The sequence below is a fragment of the Microlunatus phosphovorus NM-1 genome (assembly GCF_000270245.1).
In the GTDB taxonomy this organism is placed as follows: domain Bacteria; phylum Actinomycetota; class Actinomycetes; order Propionibacteriales; family Propionibacteriaceae; genus Microlunatus; species Microlunatus phosphovorus.
Genome location: NC_015635.1, coordinates 4,957,896 through 4,976,600 on the forward strand (window position 1 = coordinate 4,957,896; position 18,705 = coordinate 4,976,600).

14 protein-coding genes are annotated in these 18,705 nt (G+C 67.6%); 9 read left to right on the plus strand and 5 right to left on the minus strand.

Annotation, left to right across the window (positions count from 1 at the left end; genetic code table 11):
* Positions 1–13: 13 nt before the first annotated feature.
* Complete coding sequence (locus MLP_RS22535) at positions 14–772, minus strand: FkbM family methyltransferase (protein WP_013865505.1); 759 nt, start codon at positions 770–772, stop codon at positions 14–16.
* Positions 772–1,923, minus strand: a complete 1,152-nt coding sequence (locus MLP_RS22540) for a dipeptidase (RefSeq protein ID WP_013865506.1) — start codon at positions 1,921–1,923, stop codon at positions 772–774. Before MLP_RS22540 ends, MLP_RS22535 begins: the two co-directional genes overlap by 1 nt.
* A 128-nt stretch (positions 1,924–2,051) precedes the next feature.
* Here MLP_RS22540 and MLP_RS22545 point away from each other — a divergent pair, with 128 nt between their 5' ends.
* From MLP_RS22545 to MLP_RS22565, 5 genes are read left to right on the plus strand one after another with little or no spacing between them, the layout of a single operon-like run.
* Entirely contained in the window at positions 2,052–5,792 is a 3,741-nt protein-coding gene (locus tag MLP_RS22545) for a nitrate reductase subunit alpha (RefSeq protein WP_013865507.1), read from the plus strand.
* A 31-nt stretch (positions 5,793–5,823) separates the two neighbouring features.
* Positions 5,824–7,500, plus strand: coding sequence for a nitrate reductase subunit beta (gene narH / locus MLP_RS22550; protein WP_041790489.1), 1,677 nt, complete (start codon positions 5,824–5,826; stop codon positions 7,498–7,500).
* An 8-nt stretch (positions 7,501–7,508) separates the two neighbouring features.
* Entirely contained in the window at positions 7,509–8,198 is a 690-nt protein-coding gene (gene narJ / locus MLP_RS22555) for a nitrate reductase molybdenum cofactor assembly chaperone (protein WP_049804643.1), read from the plus strand.
* Positions 8,198–8,953 carry a respiratory nitrate reductase subunit gamma gene (gene narI / locus MLP_RS22560; RefSeq protein ID WP_013865510.1) on the plus strand — a complete coding sequence of 252 codons (756 nt, stop codon included), beginning with the start codon at positions 8,198–8,200 and terminating at the stop codon, positions 8,951–8,953. Before narJ ends, narI begins: the two co-directional genes overlap by 1 nt.
* A 49-nt stretch (positions 8,954–9,002) precedes the next feature.
* Positions 9,003–10,226, plus strand: a complete 1,224-nt coding sequence (locus MLP_RS22565) for an MFS transporter (RefSeq protein ID WP_013865511.1) — start codon at positions 9,003–9,005, stop codon at positions 10,224–10,226.
* A gap of 62 nt (positions 10,227–10,288) precedes the next feature.
* On the opposite strand, the gene MLP_RS26790 is transcribed toward MLP_RS22565, so the two are convergent.
* From MLP_RS26790 to MLP_RS22580, 3 genes are all read right to left on the minus strand, one after another.
* The gene (locus MLP_RS26790) at positions 10,289–11,269 is read right to left on the minus strand and encodes a type IV toxin-antitoxin system AbiEi family antitoxin domain-containing protein (protein WP_013865512.1); all 981 of its coding nucleotides are present in this window, start codon (positions 11,267–11,269) and stop codon (positions 10,289–10,291) included.
* A 152-nt stretch (positions 11,270–11,421) separates the two neighbouring features.
* Complete coding sequence (locus MLP_RS22575; protein WP_013865513.1) at positions 11,422–12,504, minus strand: SLC13 family permease; 1,083 nt, start codon at positions 12,502–12,504, stop codon at positions 11,422–11,424.
* Between the two features lie 301 nt (positions 12,505–12,805).
* Positions 12,806–14,098 (minus strand): hypothetical protein, encoded by a 1,293-nt coding sequence (locus tag MLP_RS22580; protein ID WP_013865514.1) that lies wholly within the window; start codon positions 14,096–14,098, stop codon positions 12,806–12,808.
* A gap of 184 nt (positions 14,099–14,282) precedes the next feature.
* Between MLP_RS22580 and MLP_RS22585 the strand changes: the two genes are divergently transcribed.
* Genes MLP_RS22585 through nadC form a run of 4 tightly spaced genes read left to right on the plus strand, consistent with a single transcriptional unit; the run spans position 14,283 to position 18,696 of the window.
* On the plus strand, positions 14,283–14,951 hold the full coding sequence (locus tag MLP_RS22585) for an NUDIX hydrolase (protein WP_013865515.1): 669 nt from the start codon (positions 14,283–14,285) through the stop codon (positions 14,949–14,951).
* Complete coding sequence (gene nadA / locus MLP_RS22590; protein WP_013865516.1) at positions 14,948–16,231, plus strand: quinolinate synthase NadA; 1,284 nt, start codon at positions 14,948–14,950, stop codon at positions 16,229–16,231. Before MLP_RS22585 ends, nadA begins: the two co-directional genes overlap by 4 nt.
* Positions 16,232–16,252: 21 nt before the next feature.
* Entirely contained in the window at positions 16,253–17,848 is a 1,596-nt protein-coding gene (gene nadB, locus MLP_RS22595) for an L-aspartate oxidase (RefSeq protein ID WP_013865517.1), read from the plus strand.
* Positions 17,845–18,696, plus strand: coding sequence for a carboxylating nicotinate-nucleotide diphosphorylase (gene nadC / locus MLP_RS22600; RefSeq protein WP_013865518.1), 852 nt, complete (start codon positions 17,845–17,847; stop codon positions 18,694–18,696). Before nadB ends, nadC begins: the two co-directional genes overlap by 4 nt.
* Positions 18,697–18,705 lie beyond the last annotated feature (9 nt).

The window sequence follows — 18,705 nt, forward strand, 5'->3', positions numbered from 1 at the left end:
AGTTCGGGCGTGTTCAGGCGAGAGTGGGAAGCCGGGCGTAGACATCCCCGGAGCGGCCGGACGGTCTGAACCGTTCCAGCAACTGCCGCAGCTCGCTGCCGTCCAGCCAGGACTCGCTGGCCCAGCGCATGGTCTCGATCGGTGAGTAGTTGTAGCGGTAGTCACCCAGTGCCTCCACTTGCGCGAGCGCGTCCAACGCCTCGCCATGCGCGGCCGGCAAGTATTCGAACGACAACGCTCGCAGCGGTCGGCTCAGACCTGCCAATACCTTTCGCTCGAATCCCTCCACGTCGATCTTGCAGAAGGCCGGCTCGCCGTACGTCGCGATCAGCGCGTCCAGCGTCGTCACCGGGACCTCGACGCCGCGATCCCAGTGCACGCGGGCAAACCGCCGGTCGGCACTGACCTCATCGATCCACTCGTCCGACAGCGTCGACACCGTGGGCGTCCGACTGGAAACCGACAAGGTCGCGGTCCCTGGCACGGCGCCCACGGCAGCCGCCACGATCTCGACAGCCCGATTCCGGCCGTACAGCAACCGCAGCACCCGCAGACAGTCGGGCTGCGGCTCGACCGCGATCACCCGGGCGCCCAACCGACGCCAGGACCGGACCCGGCTGCCGACGTGGGCCCCGATGTCGAACCCCAGGTCCCCAGGACCGAGGAACTCTGCGTAGAAGCGGGCCATCCGACGGTGCCGGCCGGGAATCGCGTGATACATCGCCACTGAGCGGATGATCCCCCAGACCCGGCCCAGCACCGACCCGTCCATCAGCCATCGAGTTGGTCGATGGTGGCCAGCGACGGACCACAGGCATCCCGCAACTCACTGGCCACCAACTCGGTCTCGGCCAGCACTCGCGTCACGTTCTGCCACCCCAGCTTGGCCAGATCGCCCTCCGACCAGCCACGCTCGGCCAAAGCATCCAGCAGCCGCGGATAGCCGGCGACATCCTCCAGTCCCGCGGGCAGCGAAGTCACTCCGTCGTAGTCGCCGCCTAGGCCGACGTGGTCGACGCCCGCGATCTCGCGTACGTACTCGCAGTGGGCGACCACATCGGCCAGGGTCGCGATGGGCCGAGACCCGAGATAGGGCTGTACGAACGCTTCCATCGCCGCCAGGTCGCGGATGTCGACCCCGGAGGCACGCGCGTCCTCCTGGACCTCGACCTGCCAGGACCGCACGGCCGGGGAGACGAACTCGGGCACGAAGGTGACCATGCAGACTCCGCCGTTGTCCGACAGCTGGGCCAAGACGTCGTCCGGCACGTTCCGCGGGTGATCGCACACTGCGCGTGCCGAGGAGTGGGAGAAGATCACCGGCGCGGCGGTGATCGCCAGCGCATCCCGCATCGTGTCCGGCGAGACGTGCGACAGATCCACCATCATGCCGAGCCGGTTCATCTCCGCGACCACCTCGCGGCCGAACTCGGTCAGTCCGCCGTGCCGCGGCTCGTCGGTGGCCGAGTCGGCCCAGTCGGTGTTCTCGTTGTGGGTCAGGGTCAGATAGCGCACCCCGAGTCGATACAGGCAGCGCAGCACCCCCAGCGAGTTGTCGATGCTGTGCCCGCCCTCGGCCCCGAGCAGGCTGGCGATCGGCCCACCGTCGCGTACGGTCAGCTGCAGTCCCTCTGCGGTGGTGACCAGAGCAAGCGAGTGCCGATAGTGGCCGACCATCGCATGGACGGCATCGATCTGCTCCAGCGTGGCCGTGACGGCGTCGGCACCCCGATAGGAGCAGGGCACATAGACCGACCAGAACTGGCCGGCCACTCCACCGGCTCGCAACCGGCCGAGATCGGTGTGCATCGCGTGCTGCGGCTCGGCAATGTCGCGCTCGGCGAAGTCGTAGCGCACGGCACGCATCGCCCAGGGAAGGTCGTTGTGCCCGTCCACCACGGGCCGGATCGCCATGCTGTCCATCTTCGCAGCATGTCTACGATCATCACTACAGACCCGAAAGTGAACACAACCTCACACTCAGGACCAACGTCCTGAGATGCAGGAGTGAGGCTGGCCTTACCCGAGGGGGCCACGATTACGGTCCCTTCATGGCTTCCTCACCCACCGCTGGGGTCGACGGCCCTGCTTCCGATGCGCTCCTGTCCATCGGGAAGTTCTTCTCCCGCTGGGAGGAGTCCGACGACGGCCGACTGGTCTTCCGGAAGGGTGGACGCGCCGGCGACGTGTTCTACCGCGATCGCTGGAGCCATGACAAGGTCGTCCGCTCCACTCACGGGGTGAACTGCACCGGGTCGTGCTCGTGGAAGGTCTACGTCCGCGACGGGATCATCACCTGGGAGTCCCAGCAGACCGACTATCCGTCCCCTGGCTCGGACCGGCCCGACTACGAGCCGCGCGGCTGCCCGCGCGGCGCCGCCTTCTCCTGGTACACCTACTCCCCCACCCGAGTGCGCTACCCGTACGCCCGCGGAGTGCTGCTCGAGATGTATCGCGAGGCCAAGCAGCGGCTGAAGGACCCGGTGTTGGCATGGGCCGATGTGGTCACCGATCCTGAACGGCGCCGGCGCTATCAGCAGGCCCGCGGCAAGGGCGGCCTGGTCCGGGTCAGTTGGCAGGAGGCGGTGGAGATGATCGCCGCCGCTCACGTGCACACGATCAAGACCTACGGCCCTGACCGCTGCAGCGGCTTCTCCCCGATCCCGGCGATGTCGATGGTGTCGCACTGCGTCGGCACCCGATTCACCCAGCTGATCGGCGGGGTGATGACCTCCTTCTACGACTGGTACGCCGATCTGCCGGTGGCCAGCCCGCAGGTGTTCGGCGATCAGACCGACGTCCCGGAGTCCGGCGACTGGTGGGATGCCACCTATCTGATGATGTGGGGCTCCAACGTCCCGGTCACCCGCACCCCGGACGCCCACTGGATGGCCGAGGTCCGCTATCGCGGCACCAAGGTGGTCACCGTCAGCCCGGACTACGCCGACAACACCAAATTCGCCGACGAATGGCTGCCCGCCCAGGCCGGCACCGACGCCGCCCTGGCCATGGCCATGACGCACGTGATCTTGAAGGAGTACTTCGTCGACCGGCGGGTGCCGTTCTTCGTCGACTACGTCCGGCAGTACACCGATCTGCCGTTCCTGATCACCCTGACCGAGGCCCCGGTCAGCGACGCCGCCCCGCACGGCGGCTTGGTGCCGGGCAAATTCCTCACCGCCGCAGATCTGGCCGCCGATCCGAGCCAGGCCGCTCCCGAGGACGCCTGGAAGACCGTGCTGCTGGATGCGGCCACCGGTCAGCCGAAGGTGCCGAACGGCTCGATGGGCTTCCGCTACGCCGAGTCCGGCGAGGGCCAATGGAACCTCGATCTCGGCGACGTGGTGCCGGCGCTGTCCTTGCGGGACGCCAAGGTCGCCGAGGAGACCGCGGAGGTGCTGCTGCCGCACTTCGCCGACGAGGAAGGCGAGGGCGGGGTGCTGCGCCGCGGTGTCCCGGTCACCCGGATCAACGGCAAGCTGGTCACCACGGTGTTCGACCTGATGCTCGCCCAGCATGGTGTCGGCCGCCCCGGTCTGCCCGGGGAATGGCCCACCGGCTACGACGACGCCAGCAGCCCGTACACCCCGGCCTGGCAAGCAGAGATCACCAGCGTGCCGGCCGAGGCCTGCATCCGGATCGCCCGCGAGTTCGCCACCAACTCCGAGGACTCCGAGGGCCGGTCCATGATCATCATGGGGGCCGGGATCTGCCAGTGGTTCCATGCCGACGCCACCTACCGCGCCATCCTCTCCATGTTGATCCTGACCGGGGCGATGGGCCGCAACGGCGGCGGCTGGGCGCACTATGTCGGCCAGGAGAAGTGTCGACCGATCACCGGCTGGATCTCGCTCGCCAACGGGCTCGACTGGTCGCGGCCGCCGCGGACCATGATCGGCACTGCGTACTGGTACATGCACACCGACCAGTGGCGGTTCGACGGGTACGCCGCGGACGCCCTGGCCTCGCCGCTGGCCGAGGGCAATCTGACCGGGATGCACACCGCCGACACGATCGCCCAGTCGACCCGGCTGGGCTGGATGCCCTTCTATCCCCAGTTCGACGTCAATCCGCTGGACCTGGCCGACGACGCGCGGGCGGCGGTCGATGCCGGCACCGCGGAGACACCGTCGGCGTACGTGGCGCAGCAACTCGCGGACGGCAAGATCAAACCCTCGATCGCCGACATCGACGCACCGGAGAACTGGCCCCGGACCCTGGTGCTGTGGCGGTCCAATCTGATGGGCTCCTCGGCCAAGGGCAACGAATACTTCCTCAAGTATCTGCTCGGCACGCACAGCAACCTGGCGGCCGAGGAGGGCGCCGCGGATATCCGGCCCAAGGACGTCACCTGGCGCGAGGACGCGCCCGAGGGCAAGCTCGATCTGCTGTTGTCGGCCGACTTCCGGATGACCTCGACCACGCTGCTGTCCGACATCGTGCTGCCGGCCGCCACCTGGTATGAGAAGAACGACCTCTCCTCGACCGACATGCACCCGTTCGTGCACGCGTTCTCGCCGGCCATCGACCCGCCGTGGGAGGCCAAGAGCGACTTCGACGCGTTCCACCTGATCGCCCAGGAGCTGTCCCGGCAGGCCAAGACCCACCTCGGCACCCGGCACGACCTGGTGGCCGTGCCGGTCCAGCACGACACCCCGGGCGAGACCGCCCAGCCGGGCGGTGTGGTCCGGGACTGGGCGCGCGGGGACGTCGCGCCGATCCCGGGCAAGACCATGCCGGTGCTGCAGATCGTCGAGCGCGACTACACCGCGATCGCCGACAAGCTGGCCACCGTCGGCCCGCTGGCCGACAAGCTCGGGTTCACGGTCAAGAACGTCACCTTCCCGATGGCCGACGAGGTCGATCGGCTCGGCCGGACCAACGGGGTGATGCTCGGCGGCGCCGGCGACGGTCGCCCGGCGATCGACACCGACGTCAAGCTGGCCGAGGCCATCCTCGCCTTCTCCGGCACCACCAACGGCGAGCTGGCCACCGCGGGTTTCAAGGCCTTGGAGAAGCGGGTCGGCAAGCACCTGCACGACCTGTCCGAAGGGTCGGAGGAGAAGCGGATCACCTTCCCGATGACCCAGAGCTCGCCGCAGCCGGTGATCACCTCGCCGGAATGGTCGGGGTCGGAGACCGGCGGTCGCCGCTATGCGCCCTTCACCGTCAACGTGGAGCGGCTGAAACCGTGGCACACGTTGACCGGCCGGATGCACTTCTTCCTCGACCACGACTGGATGCGCGATCTCGGCGAGACGATGCCGACGTACCGGCCGCCGTTGGACATGCACAAGCTGTTCGGTGAACCGCAGATCGGCCCGGACGGTGCCAAGCAGGTGGTGGTCCGCTATCTGACGCCGCACTCGAAGTGGTCGATCCACTCCGAATACCAGGACAACCTGTTCATGCTGTCGCTGTCCCGGGGTGGCCCCACGGTCTGGATGAGCCCGGCGGACGCGGAGTCGATCGGGGTCGCCGACAACGACTGGGTCGAATGCGACAACGCCAACGGTGTGCTGGTCGGGCGGGCGATCGTGTCGCACCGGATGCCGGTCGGTGTGGTCTATGTGCACCACGCCCAGGAACGGACCATCGACGTGCCGAAGTCGGAGAAGACCGGACGCCGCGGCGGCATCCACAACTCCGTCACCCGGCTGCTGGTCAAGCCGACGCACCTGATCGGCGGCTACGCCCAGCTGTCGTACACGTTCAACTACCTCGGCCCGACCGGGAACCAGCGTGACCACGTGGCCACGATTCGTCGCCGCTCACAGGAGGTCCAGTACTGATGAGGGAGCGTCTGATGGGGAGCAGCGACCGATGAGAGTCATGGCCCAGATGGGCATGGTGATGAACCTGGACAAATGCATCGGGTGCCACACCTGCTCGGTGACCTGCAAGCAGGCCTGGACGAACCGGTCTGGCACCGAGTACGTCTGGTTCAACAACGTCGAGACCCGGCCCGGCCAGGGCTATCCGCGACGTTATGAGGACCAGGACAAATGGAAGGGCGGCTGGACCCTCAACCGGCGCGGCCGGTTGCAGCTGCGTACCGGTCCGCGCTGGAAGCGACTGCTAGGCATCTTCGCCTCCCCGATCCAGCCGGAGCTGAAGGACTACTACGAGCCCTGGACGTACGACTATCACGCTTTGATCGATGCGCCGCTGGGTGACGACTTCCCGGTCGCGCGGCCCAAATCGCTGATCACCGGCGAGGACATGAAGGTCACCTGGTCGGCCAACTGGGACGACGATCTCGGCGGCACGACCGAAATGGGTCACCTGGACCCGATCGTGGCGAAGGTCCGGCAGGAGTCGAACGAGAAGATCAAATTCGAGTTCGAGAAGACCTTCATGTTCTATCTGCCGCGGATCTGCGAGCACTGCCTCAACCCGGCCTGCATGGCCTCCTGCCCGTCCGGTGCGATCTACAAGCGGTCCGAAGACGGGATCGTGCTGGTCGACCAGGACAAGTGCCGCGGCTGGCGGCAGTGCATGACCGGCTGCCCGTACAAGAAGATCTACTTCAACCACAAGACCGGCAAGGCCGAGAAGTGCACCTTCTGCTACCCGCGGGTGGAGGTCGGACTGCCGACGGTCTGTTCGGAGACCTGCGTTGGCCGGCTGCGCTATCTCGGTCTGTTCCTCTATGACGCCGACGCGGTCACCGCAGCCGCCGCCACCAAGGACGAGAAGCAGCTCTACCAGGCGCACCTGGACGTGATCTTGGATCCGAACGATCCCGAGGTGATCGCCAACGCCCGGCAGCAGGGCATCCCGGCCGACTGGCTGGATGCCGCCCGGCGGTCCCCGGTCTACGCGCTGGCCAAGAAATACAAGGTGGCGCTGCCGCTGCATCCGGAATACCGGACCATGCCGATGGTCTGGTACATCCCGCCGCTGTCGCCGATCGTCGATCTGCTGCGCGACCAGGGCCACGACGCGGAGGAAGCCGGGGTGCTGTTCGGGGCCCTCCGCGAGCTGCGGATCCCGGTGGAATATCTGGCGGAACTGTTCACCGCCGGCGACACCGCGCAGATCGATCGGGTGCTGTCCATCCTGGCGGCGATGCGGGCGTACATGCGCAATGTCACCCTGGGCCGGCCGGCCGACGAGTCGATCGCCACCGCGGTTGGCATGACCGGCACCGAGATCCGCGAGATGTACCGGCTGCTCGCCATTGCCAAATACGACGAGCGCTATGTCATCCCCAAGGCCCACGTGGAGCAGGCGCACGATCTGGAGGAGATGGGCTGCTCGCTCGACTTCGACGGCGGGCCATACGAGATGATCGGTGAGTCGGGACCGTTCGGCGAGGCCAGTGGCCGGCCGACTCCGGTGGCGGTGGAGACCTTCCAGGCGCTCAAGCAGCGACAGACCTCGGACAGCTCGGCCTCTGGATCCAACCTGAAGGGCCGGGTCAACCTGCTCAACTGGGACGGCAACGGCTCACCCGAAGGGCTGTTCCCCGAACACTCCAGTGTCGGGAAGAAGTAGGGCCCGTGATGCATCCATCTCGCTCAGGCCATCCCACCCACCCCCGGCACGCAGATCGGGTCGTCTGGCAGGCCGCCTCGGTCGTGCTCGGCTATCCCGACCCCGAGCTCATCGAGCAGGCCGAGTTGGTACGCGCCGCGCTCGCCGATGCCGCGCCCGGTCGGCTGAGCGACTTCGTCGGTGTGCTGGACCTGTGGGCCAGTACGCCGGAGCGGACCTTGCAGAATCACTACGTCGAGACCTTCGATCTGTCCCGCAAGCACACGCTGTATCTGTCGTACTACACCGACGGCGATACCCGCCGGCGCGGCGAGACATTGGCCGCGGTCAAGCAGCGTTATCGCCGGTCGAACTTCCTGGTCAACACCCACGGTGAGCTGCCGGACTATCTGCCGTTGATCCTCGAGTACGCCGCGCGGGTCGATCCGGTCGACGGTGCGGCGCTGCTGCAGGAGTTCCGGCGCAGTCTCGAACTGCTGCGGCTGGCGCTGCTCGACCGGCGCACCCCGTACGCCGGGGTGATCACCGCCGTGTGCGCCACCCTGCCCGGCGCCTCACCCAAGGACCGACAGTCCGTGCTCGCGATGGCTGCTGCCGGACCGCCGACCGAGACCGTCGGGCTGGACGCCGGCGATCCACGACTGCTGCCCCTCAGTTCGAATCTGAGGCAGCTCGACCTGGGAACGGTGAGTGCCTGATGGACGTCTTGCTGTGGGGCGTACTCCCCTATCTGATGCTCGCCACCTTGGTGGGCGGCACCATCTGGCGCTATCGCTACGACCAGTTCGGCTGGACCACCCGGTCTTCCCAGCTGTACGAGTCGCGGCTGCTGCGGATCGGGTCGCCGTTGTTCCACTTCGGCATCCTGGTGGTGGTCGGCGGGCATTTCATCGGTCTGGTGATCCCCAAGTCCTGGACCGACCGGGTCGGGATCAGCGAGCACCTCTACCACATCAACGCCCTCGCGCTCGGCTCGGTGGCGGGCTTCGCGACCCTGGTCGGAGTGTCGATTCTGATCTACCGCCGCCGCACCACCGGCCCGGTGTTCATGGCCACCACGAAGAACGACAAGCTGATGTACGTCGTTCTGGTCGCGGCGATTCTCGCCGGGCTGGCCACCACCGTGCTCAGTGTGGTTGCTCCCGATCACGGACCCTCCTACCGCGAGACGGTCGCACCGTGGTTCCGTTCGGTGTTCATCCTGCAACCGGATATCGCCTCGATGAGCGAGTCGTCGTTCGCGTTCAAGCTGCACACCCTGGTCGGGATGGCGTTGTTCGCCCTCTGGCCGTTCACCCGTCTGGTGCACGTCTTCTCCGCACCGCTCCACTACCTCTTCCGGCCGTACATCGTCTATCGCAGTCGCGATGACCAGACGCGCCCGGGAGCCACTCCTGGCCACCGTGGCTGGGATCCGGTCGGCACCCGAGACCGATCGTCCAGCAACCGCTGAGCGCCGTTCGTCCTGGACGAAGCGCCCTTCCCCGGAAACAAGAGAGACCATGTCACAGTCCCACACCGCCTCCGGCGCCGCGATGATCGACAAATCGAGCCAGACCCGCAATCTGCTGCTGGCCCTGCTCGCCTTCACCATCACCTTCTGGGCGTGGAACCTGATCGCGCCGCTCGGCGTCCGCTACATGCAGGAACTGGGGCTGGACGCCAACCAGCGCTCGTTGCTGATCGCCACGCCCGTGCTCGTCGGCTCTCTGGGCCGAATCCCGATCGGTGCCCTCACCGACCGTTTCGGCGGCCGGGTGATGTTCACCGTCATGCTGTTCGCCTCGATCGTGCCGGTCCTGCTGGTCTGCCTGGCGGGAACCATGCAGTCCTTCGTGCTGCTGATGGTGTTCAGCTTCCTGCTCGGCATCGCCGGCACCACGTTCGCGATCGGCATCCCCTTCGTCAACGCCTGGTTCGAGAAGCCGCGCCGTGGCTTCGCCACCGGCGTCTTCGGTGCCGGCATGGGCGGCACCGCGCTGTCGGCATTCTTCACTCCCCGGATGGTCAACACCTTCGGCTACGTCACCACGCACCTGATCATCGCCGTCGCCTTGGCGGTGGTCGGCGTGATCATCTGGACGATGATGCGCGACTCGCCGCTCTGGTCGCCGAACACCGCGCCGGTGCTGCCGAAGCTGGCTGCCGCCGCCAAGCTCGGCGTCACCTGGCAGATGGCCTTCCTGTATGCGGTGACCTTCGGCGGCTTCGTCGCGTTCTCGACCTATCTGCCGACGTACCTGAAGGACGTCTACGAGTTCGACCTGACCGGCGCCGGCACCCGGACCGCCGGTTTCGCGATCGCGGCCGTGATCGCCCGGCCGGTCGGTGGCATCCTCTCGGACAGGATCGGTCCGAAGGCGGTGCTGATGATCTCGCTCACCGGTGCCGCGGTGATGGCGATCGTGATCTCGCTCAAGCTCCCGCCGGAACTCCTCGCCGGCAGTGCGTTCGTCCTGATGGCCGTCTTCCTCGGGCTGGGCACCGGTGGCGTCTTCGCCTGGGTGGCCCAACTGGCGCCGGCGGAGAAGGTCGGCACGGTGACCGGCATCGTCGGCGCCGCCGGCGGGCTCGGCGGCTACTTCCCGCCGCTCGTGATGGGCGCGACCTACAACGAGGCGACCCACAGCTACACCATCGGGCTGATCCTGCTCTGTATCACCGCCCTGATCACCCTGGCCTACACGACCTTCGGCATCAAGAAGAAGCAGGGCTCGGCTCACTAACGGATAGTTTCGTCACCGATGTCGGTGACGAAACTATCCATAGAGTTGCGCGGAGGGCACCCTCAGCTCCAACCTGACAGGTCGCCGCTCAGATCAGCATCGCTGGCGTGCTCACAATGGGCGCAGCGGGTCGGCAATCCGGCCCACCCGCGGTCGACAAGCAGCGCGGCGACCTGCCAGGCCACCTCGCACGGGCGGTCGGCAACGTCGTGCCAGCCGTAACGGAGAGTGACCCGTCCACCCAGTAGGGCAAGGTTGTCGCGCTGCATGTCCCGAAATCGCCCGGCGATGTGGATCCTTCCATCCAGCTCGATGATCGTGGCGAACTCCTCATAGAGCAGGTCGCGGAACGCTCGGCCATTTCTGCTGCGCGCCTGACGGATGGCCCGGGGCAATCCGTGGGCACGTTCGACATCCCGTAGGTAGCGCATCTCCAGAGGTGACTCGGCGCCCTCCGCGACATCGCTGAGCAACTCGTGCAACAGCTTCCGATGGCGCACCCGTTGGCGACCATCGAGGCACCTCAGAATCCGGCCGCTCGTTGTTCGACCACACTGGACCGCGGCCGTGAGGATACCGATCGCCTCCCGCGCGCTCGACCGGCTGCAGAGATCGAGCACGGTGTCCTCGACCGTGGTCCGGGGAGGCGACCCGGGACTCTTGGTCGAGCGGCTGCCTGGTCGCTCTTGTCGGAAGTCCCAGCAACCGCGTGGGGCGATATACCGGCCGTGCGGAGTCAGCACCGTGATCGTCCGCGGCGGGTCTGCCACCAGCTCCCACAGATGTCCCGCCGCCTCGAATCCCAACCGGGACTCGGAACCGCCAAGGAGCACACCTCCCCAGGCGAGTCCTTCCCAAGAGGGCTGCCCGACACCCAGCGGATAGAGGCCAGGAGTCAATCGCTGCCAGCTTTGTTGGCTGACCAGGCGATCAACGGACCGAAGGTTGAAGCCGAAGAGGGCCAGCTGCTCGGCGCTGACGACGCCGCCCTGATGGGCCGCCGTCGCAAGGAGCCGGTCTGATGGGTCGATGCGTGCATGCATGCCCAGACAATGTGCACGTCAGGCCGGTTTCGTACGGGGTCATCGGCAATCTGTGGATGACGCTCGAGGTCGCGCTGAGCCTGTGGACGAGACCTCCGATGCCGGGGATTTCATCATCCATAAGAGGGCGGGCGATGCCGAGGGCCGCCTTCCTAAGCCCAGAGTGCTGCGGTCCCGGCCATCAGGCAGAGCGGCACGAGGAGCAGCCCGAGCAGCGCAAAACGCGCCCAGGACAGGTTCAGCCCGGCGGCGCGGCAGCGAGCTGCCCACAGCAGGGTCGCCAGGCTCGCCCACGGTGTGATCAGCGGTCCGGCGTTGACCCCGATCAGTAAGGCAGCGATCCGCTCCGGCGCGTCCACGGCCGTCGGCTCCAACATCAAGTAGGCGGGCAGGTTGTTGACCAGATTCGCTCCCACCGCGGAGATCCCGGCGAGCCGCACCAGGTCTGTCCAGGTCGTCCCCTGGCCTACCAGGCTCATCAGCCAGGTGCCGAGCCCGTTGGCATGCGCGATCTCGACGATCACGAACAGCACGCTCACACCCGACACCAGCTGCCAGGGCACCAGTCGCCAACCCACCAGTCGCGGTCGCCGCAGCAGGCAGGCGACGACCAGCACCAGCGCACCGATCACAGCGGCCACGGCCACGTTCACACCAAGGGAGAAGGCCAGCCCAAGGCCGGCGCACACCATTCCCGCAATGATCAGCAGCACCCGGTCCTCGGACGGGAACGAGGTGGGCACTTGATAGCGCCCCCGCAGCCGCGCCCGGAACACGAGCGCGAGCACCGCCACCGTCACGGCCCAGATCGCCAGCGCCGGTGCCCACATCGTCGCCGTGAAGGACACGCCCCCTGCGCGGAACCGGCCGGCAGCCAGCAAGTTGGTCAGGTTGGATACCGGCAGGATCAGCGAGGCGGTATTGGCCAGCCACACTGCCGTGAAGGCAAAGAGCTCTTCGCTGAGCGCCAGCCGTCGAGCGAGCACGAGCACCACCGGGGTGAGCAGCACGGCGGTGGTGTCCAGCGAGAGCACAGCCGTTGCCACACTGGCCAGCAGCACGATCAGGAGCCACAGTCCCAGCACCGAGCCGCGGCCCAGCACGGCCGCCCATCGGGCGACCAGCACGAACAGTCCGATCGCGTCGGACAGTTCGGCCACCACGGTGATCGCCACCACGAAGAGCAAGATCGGTCCGACCCGCAGACCGAGCTCGGCGAAGTCCACCGGGTGCACCCATCGACGTTAGTCCCGGATTTTGGTTCTCGGCACCAGAAGTCGCCACTCGACTCCGTCGCGGCCGCAAATCGCCATCGAAAGGTGCGCAGATGCTGTTTCGCCGGAGATGAAACAGCATCCACGCACCTTTCGATCACCTCAGCTACGGAGGTCCACGCACGATCCGCGGTCAGGTGTGGCCCCGCAGCGCGAAACGTACATACATCCCACCTGGCCCGAGGTCAGGTGTGGCCCGCGGCGGTACATACGTCCCACCTGGCCCGCGGTCAGCTGCGGCCCGGCGATGTCGGGGACTTCGTCATCCATGAGTCGCCAACCGGTCGACGCGGCGCTGATAAGCCGAGACCTGGCCGGACTCCGGGACCGGGGTCGGCCAGTCAACGCTGGACCAGCCGGGTTGCGGTTGCCCCGAGTCGTAGCGCCAGGTCCGCTTCGTGACCTGCGTTGCCGGACCGACCCGGGTCGCCCCGTCCGGCGCCGGCGTGACGGACAACCGGATCAAGTTCGCCACGCCGGGCAACGCGATGTCCACCTGGTCGGTGCCCCGCGGCAGCGGCGGGTAGACGCTGACCAGCTGCGCCGCACTCCCTGCCTCCCGCAATCCGATCGCCCAGAAGTCGAGATTGGTGCACAGACATTCAAGGATTGGCTGACCGTCGATCTCCCCGGTCATCCAGCGAACGCCCGTCGGCTGTCGCCCGGCGGCGGCCAGGGTCGGCCCGCTGGCCGCGTTCGTGCTGATCTCCTTCCCATCGGAGCGAGCAGGAGCGACCAGCGGTGGACCGAGCGGCCGGGCGAGGAAGGCTCGCTGGGGGCTCATCGACCGCAAGGTCCACCGGACCGTGGTCGAGGTGGTGCTGGCCAGCACCAGGTCCACTCGCAGGGTGGCGGTCCGTCGGCTCGCTTCGTCCTCGGCGGTCTGGAAGAACTGTGGCGCCACCAGCGGCCGGATCGGCTCCGCTGGTCGGCTCAGCTCGGCGGGGTAGGTAGCCGTCGGCACCTGACCAGCCGCGCTGACCAGGACGTGACTGAAGGGTGGCAAGGTCGCCGCGATCACATCGACGCTTCGGGTCCGAGCCGGCAGCGGCGGAAAGGCCACCTGCAGGAGCCGGGTCTCACCGAGCCGGAGCATCCTCGAGACTGCCCAGAGCGGCGTACACAGACAGTGACGGGCTCGCTGTGCCTTGGAGACGAGCGGCCGATACACCCGCTGGGTCCCCGGATCGAGCAGCACGATGCCGATACCGCCGTCATCGACCCGGTCCAGACCGAGATCGAGGCCGGTCGGCAGTTCATCGCCCTGCTGTCGGCCTGGCGCGCTCAGCGGAGTGATCGACCAATCGAGCACGGTCACGTCGGCCGCCCGCCTAACCGCGTGGACGGCGAACCGGATCGTCACCTGCTGACCTTCCGCGCTGGTCCAGGTGGTCTCGCCTGCCACCGGCAGACTCGGATTGGCCCTTTCCGGCGCAGGCGGGCTGGGCGACTCGGCGCGCACGTGCTTGCCGAACAGCCCCGGCTCGCTGCCGGACCAGGTGCAGCCGGTCAGGACGAGCAGGGCAAGAGCGAGCATGAGCGCCACGGTGCGCACAAGGTCGATGGTAGGCCGGAGCCGCCAGGCTGGGGGCCGTTGAGTGCAGGCCGATGGGCGGGTGCCATTGGCCTTGCCGACAGGTGGCCCGGATCACGAGGCTAAAAGTTGACCTGACCATAAGTCGCGGCGTAATCTCGTGATCACCACGACTTATAGTCATATCTACCAAAAGGTCCGGGTCATGAAGGAACAGGGCATCGAGCTCGCCGTCTCGACGGTGATCTTTGCTCTGCGCCCTCACCCCCGGAGCGGCGAGACCGCGCTCTGGCTGCCGCTGGTGCGCCGGATCCGGGAGCCGCACGTCGGGCGCTGGGCGTTGCCCGGCGGACCGCTGCAATGCGACGAGGAGCTGTCGGCGAGCGCCCGTCACACCCTGGAGCGGACGACCGGACTCACCTCGAACTACCTCGAGCAGCTCTACTCCTTCGGTGCGCCGGATCGCTCCCCGCAGCGAGTCGTCTCGATCGTCTACTGGGCGCTGGTCCGAGCCGACGAGGCGGCCCGGGCCATCGACGGCGAGAACGTCGAGTGGTTCCTGGCCGACGAGGTCCCTGAGCTCGCCTTCGACCACAACACGATCGTGACCTATGCCCTCAACCGGCTGCGCGGCAAGATCACCTACTCACCGATCGCCCGGTTCTTCCTCAGCCCTGAGTTCACCCTCGCCGAGCTCCGCGCGGTGCACGAAGCCGTGCTGCGCAAGAAGATCGACCCCGCCAACTTCCGCCGCCAGGCTCTGGCAACCAAGACCCTCGTCCCGACCGGCACGGTCCTGACCGGCACCAGCCACCGACCCCCCGCCCTCTATCGCTTCCAGGTCAATCCCACTCCCGAGAGGCTCCGTCCATGACCCAGACACTCGACAGTCGCGCGCTGCTCTCCGTCAATGATGTGATCACTGCTGCGCCGAGCTCCAGCTGTGATGCCGAGCTGGCGCGGGGACCGTGGGACTTCGACCTGGCGCCCGGCTATGGGCCGGGCGCCTCCGAGTTCGACGTCATCCCGACCCCGGTGACCCGGCCCGGCCAGCTACCGACGGCGTACCAGCGGATGAGCGACGACGAGCTGCACGCCCGGATCCGTGCCGCCAAGGAGAAGCTGGGCAGCGATCTGGTGATCCTGGGTCACTTCTACCAGCGCGACGAGGTGGTGCAGTATGCCGACTTCGTCGGCGACTCCTTCCAGCTGGCCAACGCCGCGCTGACCCGGCCGGAAGCCAGCACCATCGTGTTCTGCGGGGTGCACTTCATGGCCGAGACCGCCGACATCCTGGCACGCCCCGAGCAGCACGTGATCCTGCCGAATCTGGCTGCCGGCTGCTCGATGGCCGACATGGCCGACGAGGACTCGGTGGAGACCGCCTGGGAAGAGCTGATGGAGGTGTACGCCGACGAAGCCGACGCCGATGGGCTCGCCTCGGTCATCCCGGTCACCTACATGAACTCCTCGGCTGCACTGAAGGCCTTCTGCGGCCGGAATGGCGGCATCGTCTGCACGTCGTCGAATGCCGCAACCGTGCTGGAGTGGGCCTTCGCCCGGGGTCGCCGGGTGCTGTTCTTCCCCGATCAGCACCTGGGCCGCAACACCGCCAAGGCGATGGGCGTACCGCTGGAGCAGATGCCGATGTGGAATCCCCGCAAGCCGCTGGGTGGCAACACCGAGGCCGATCTGATCGACGCGAAGGTGATCTTGTGGCACGGGTTCTGCTCGGTGCACAAGCGATTCACGGTGGCGCAGATCGATCAGGCTCGGGCGCAGTATCCGGGCTGCAAGGTGATCGTGCACCCGGAGTCCCCGATGCCGGTGGTGGACGCCGCCGATGCCTCGGGCTCCACGGATGCGATCCGCAAGTTCGTCGCCGCCGCCAGTCCGGGCGACGTGATCGCCATCGGCACCGAGATCAACCTGGTCAACCGGCTCGCCGCCGAGAACCCGGACAAGACGATCTTCTGCCTCGATCCGGTGATCTGCCCCTGCTCGACCATGTATCGGATCCACCCCGGCTACCTCGCCTGGACCCTGGACGGCCTGGTCGAAGGCGAGATCCGCAACGAGATCGTGGTCGCCGACGAGGTGGCCCGCGACGCCAAGGTAGCGCTGGAGCGGATGCTCGCAGCGCTCCCTCGCTAACCCGGTGACTAGGAGACACTCATGCGTGTAAGCATCATCGGCTCCGGTGTGGCCGGGCTCACGGCTGCTCTCGATCTTGCTCGGGAGCACGACGTGGTCGTGGTCACCAAGGCGGACGCCGAAGAGAGCAACACCCGCTATGCCCAAGGTGGCGTCGCGGTCGTCGTCGCTCCCCCGGACTCCCCGGCCAGCCACGTCGCCGACACTCTGGTCGCCGGTGCCGGACTGAGCGATCAGACCGCCGCGTCGGTGCTGTGCGAAGGCGGTCCAGCCGCCGTCGGCGAGCTCATCGAGCGTGGCGTGGGCTTCGATCGTCGCCGCGACGGCAGCCTGGCTCTCGGGCTGGAAGCTGCACACGAGCACCCGCGGATCTTGCATGTCGATGGCGATGCCACCGGGGCGGCGATCTCGGCGGCGCTGCTGGACCGGGTGGCCGAGGCCGGCATTCCCCTACTGACGAATACGACCGTGGTCGACATCGAGGTGGTCGCCGGGCGGGCTGTGGGCGTACGTCTGCTGGACGGCACCACACTGGCCGCCGACGCGGTGATCCTGGCCACCGGTGGCGCCGGTCAGCTCTACCGCTACACCACCAACCCCGAGGTCGCCACCGGCGATGGGGTCGCGCTGGCCCTGCGTGCCGGTGCAGCGGTGGCGGATCTGGAGTTCTACCAGTTCCATCCGACGTCGCTCGCGGCGCCGGGCAACTTCTTGATCTCCGAGGCCGTCCGCGGTGAGGGCGCGACCCTGATCGACACCGACGGGCGCCGGTTCATGCTCGAGGTCCACCCCGCCGCCGAGCTCGCCCCGCGCGATGTCGTGGCACGCGGCATCGCCGACCAGATGGCACGTCAGCACGGCGTACCGGTGTGTCTCGATGCCACCCAGTTCGGCGCCGAGTTCCTCGCCCGCCGCTTCCCCACTATCGATGCGAACTGCCGAGCGCGGGGATTCGACTGGGCTCGCGAGCCGATCCCGGTGACCCCTGCGGCCCACTACTGGATGGGCGGCGTGCGCACCGACACCTGGGGCCGCACCTCGGTGCCGGGCCTGTACGCCGTCGGCGAGGTCGCCTGTACCGGTCTGCACGGCGCCAACCGGCTCGCGTCGAACTCGTTGCTGGAGGGCATGGTGTACGGCGGCCGCGTCGCCAACGGGCTGACGGGCCAGCAGGACGGTTTCGACCAGACCTGGTCGCAACCCCAGACCGTCGAGCTCGGCGATGCTCCAGAGGCGGAGCCGTACACCCGCAGCGATCTGCAGGCGCTGATGTGGGAGGCGGTCGGGCTGAGCCGGACGGCGACGGGACTGACCGAAGCGCTGGCCACCTTGCGCAGCTGGCGTACCCCGGATGTCACGGATGCCAAGTCGGCCGAGGACGCCAACCTGCTGCTGGTGGCTCGCGCAGTCACGGCGAGCGCGCTGCGGCGTACCGAGTCTCGCGGCGGCCACTACCGCGCCGACTTCCCCGCCACCGATCCCACCCAGGTCGCGCACTCCGGCCTCATCCTCACCCCCACCCCAACTGGTCTGCTCGATCTTGTCGGCTCTGCTCGGTCTGCAGACCGAGCAAGGCCGACCAACCCGAGCAGCTCCGGAATGGGAGCAGCACGATGAGCCTGCAACGCCGACAGATCGAGGCCGTCGTCACGATGGCGCTCGCCGAGGACGCGCCGTACGGCGATGTCACCAGCCAGACCCTGATCCCGGCGACGACGACGGCGACCGCCGAATTGGTCGCCCGCGAGCCGGGGGTGTTGGCCGGGGCCGAGGTCTTCGAGGTGGCCATGACCACACTGGACCCGAACGTGAAGGTCACCCTGCTGGCCACAGACGGCGACCACTTCGACGCAGGACAGGTGCTGGCCCGGGTGGAAGGGCCGGCTCGCGCCGTGCTGCAGGCGGAAAGGGTGGCGCTCAACCTGGTGCAACGAATGTCCGGCATCGCCACGCAGACCGCCCGCTATGTCCAAGCGGTGGCCGGCACGAAGGCGCGCGTCGTCGACACCCGCAAGACCACCCCTGGTCTGCGGGCGCTGGAGCGGCACGCGGTGCGCTGCGGGGGCGGCCACAATCACCGCTATTCGTTGTCCGACGCGGTGATGGCCAAGGACAACCACCTCGCCGTGGTCGGCGACATCGCTGCCGCGGTACGGCGAGCGCGGGCCGAGCTGCCGCACACCATGCACATCGAGGTGGAGATCGACCGGCTGGACCAGCTGGATACGGTGCTGGCCGCCGGACCGGACACGATCATGCTGGACAACTTCTCCGTCGACGACCTGGTCGAGGGTGTCCGCCGGATCGACGGAAGGGCCATCGTCGAAGCCTCGGGCGGCATCACCCTGGACGCCATCGGCCCGATTGCCCAGACCGGTGTCGACGTGATCAGCGTCGGAGCCTTGACCCACAGCGTCCGCGCGCTCGATCTCGGTCTGGATGTCGTCGTGGACGACCATTCATGATCACGGTCC

Bases quoted from the DNA above. Each gene is read 5' to 3' on its own strand.
- MLP_RS22535 (WP_013865505.1), bottom strand. From the start codon at position 772: ATGGACGGGTCGGTGCTGGGCCGGGTCTGGGGGATCATCCGCTCAGTG.
- MLP_RS22540 (WP_013865506.1), bottom strand. From the start codon at position 1,923: ATGGACAGCATGGCGATCCGGCCCGTGGTGGACGGGCACAACGACCTT.
- MLP_RS22545 (WP_013865507.1), top strand. From the start codon at position 2,052: ATGGCTTCCTCACCCACCGCTGGGGTCGACGGCCCTGCTTCCGATGCG.
- narH (WP_041790489.1), top strand. From the start codon at position 5,824: ATGAGAGTCATGGCCCAGATGGGCATGGTGATGAACCTGGACAAATGC.
- narJ (WP_049804643.1), top strand. From the start codon at position 7,509: ATGCATCCATCTCGCTCAGGCCATCCCACCCACCCCCGGCACGCAGAT.
- narI (WP_013865510.1), top strand. From the start codon at position 8,198: ATGGACGTCTTGCTGTGGGGCGTACTCCCCTATCTGATGCTCGCCACC.
- MLP_RS22565 (WP_013865511.1), top strand. From the start codon at position 9,003: ATGTCACAGTCCCACACCGCCTCCGGCGCCGCGATGATCGACAAATCG.
- MLP_RS26790 (WP_013865512.1), bottom strand. From the start codon at position 11,269: ATGCATGCACGCATCGACCCATCAGACCGGCTCCTTGCGACGGCGGCC.
- MLP_RS22585 (WP_013865515.1), top strand. From the start codon at position 14,283: ATGAAGGAACAGGGCATCGAGCTCGCCGTCTCGACGGTGATCTTTGCT.
- nadA (WP_013865516.1), top strand. From the start codon at position 14,948: ATGACCCAGACACTCGACAGTCGCGCGCTGCTCTCCGTCAATGATGTG.
- nadB (WP_013865517.1), top strand. From the start codon at position 16,253: ATGCGTGTAAGCATCATCGGCTCCGGTGTGGCCGGGCTCACGGCTGCT.
- nadC (WP_013865518.1), top strand. From the start codon at position 17,845: ATGAGCCTGCAACGCCGACAGATCGAGGCCGTCGTCACGATGGCGCTC.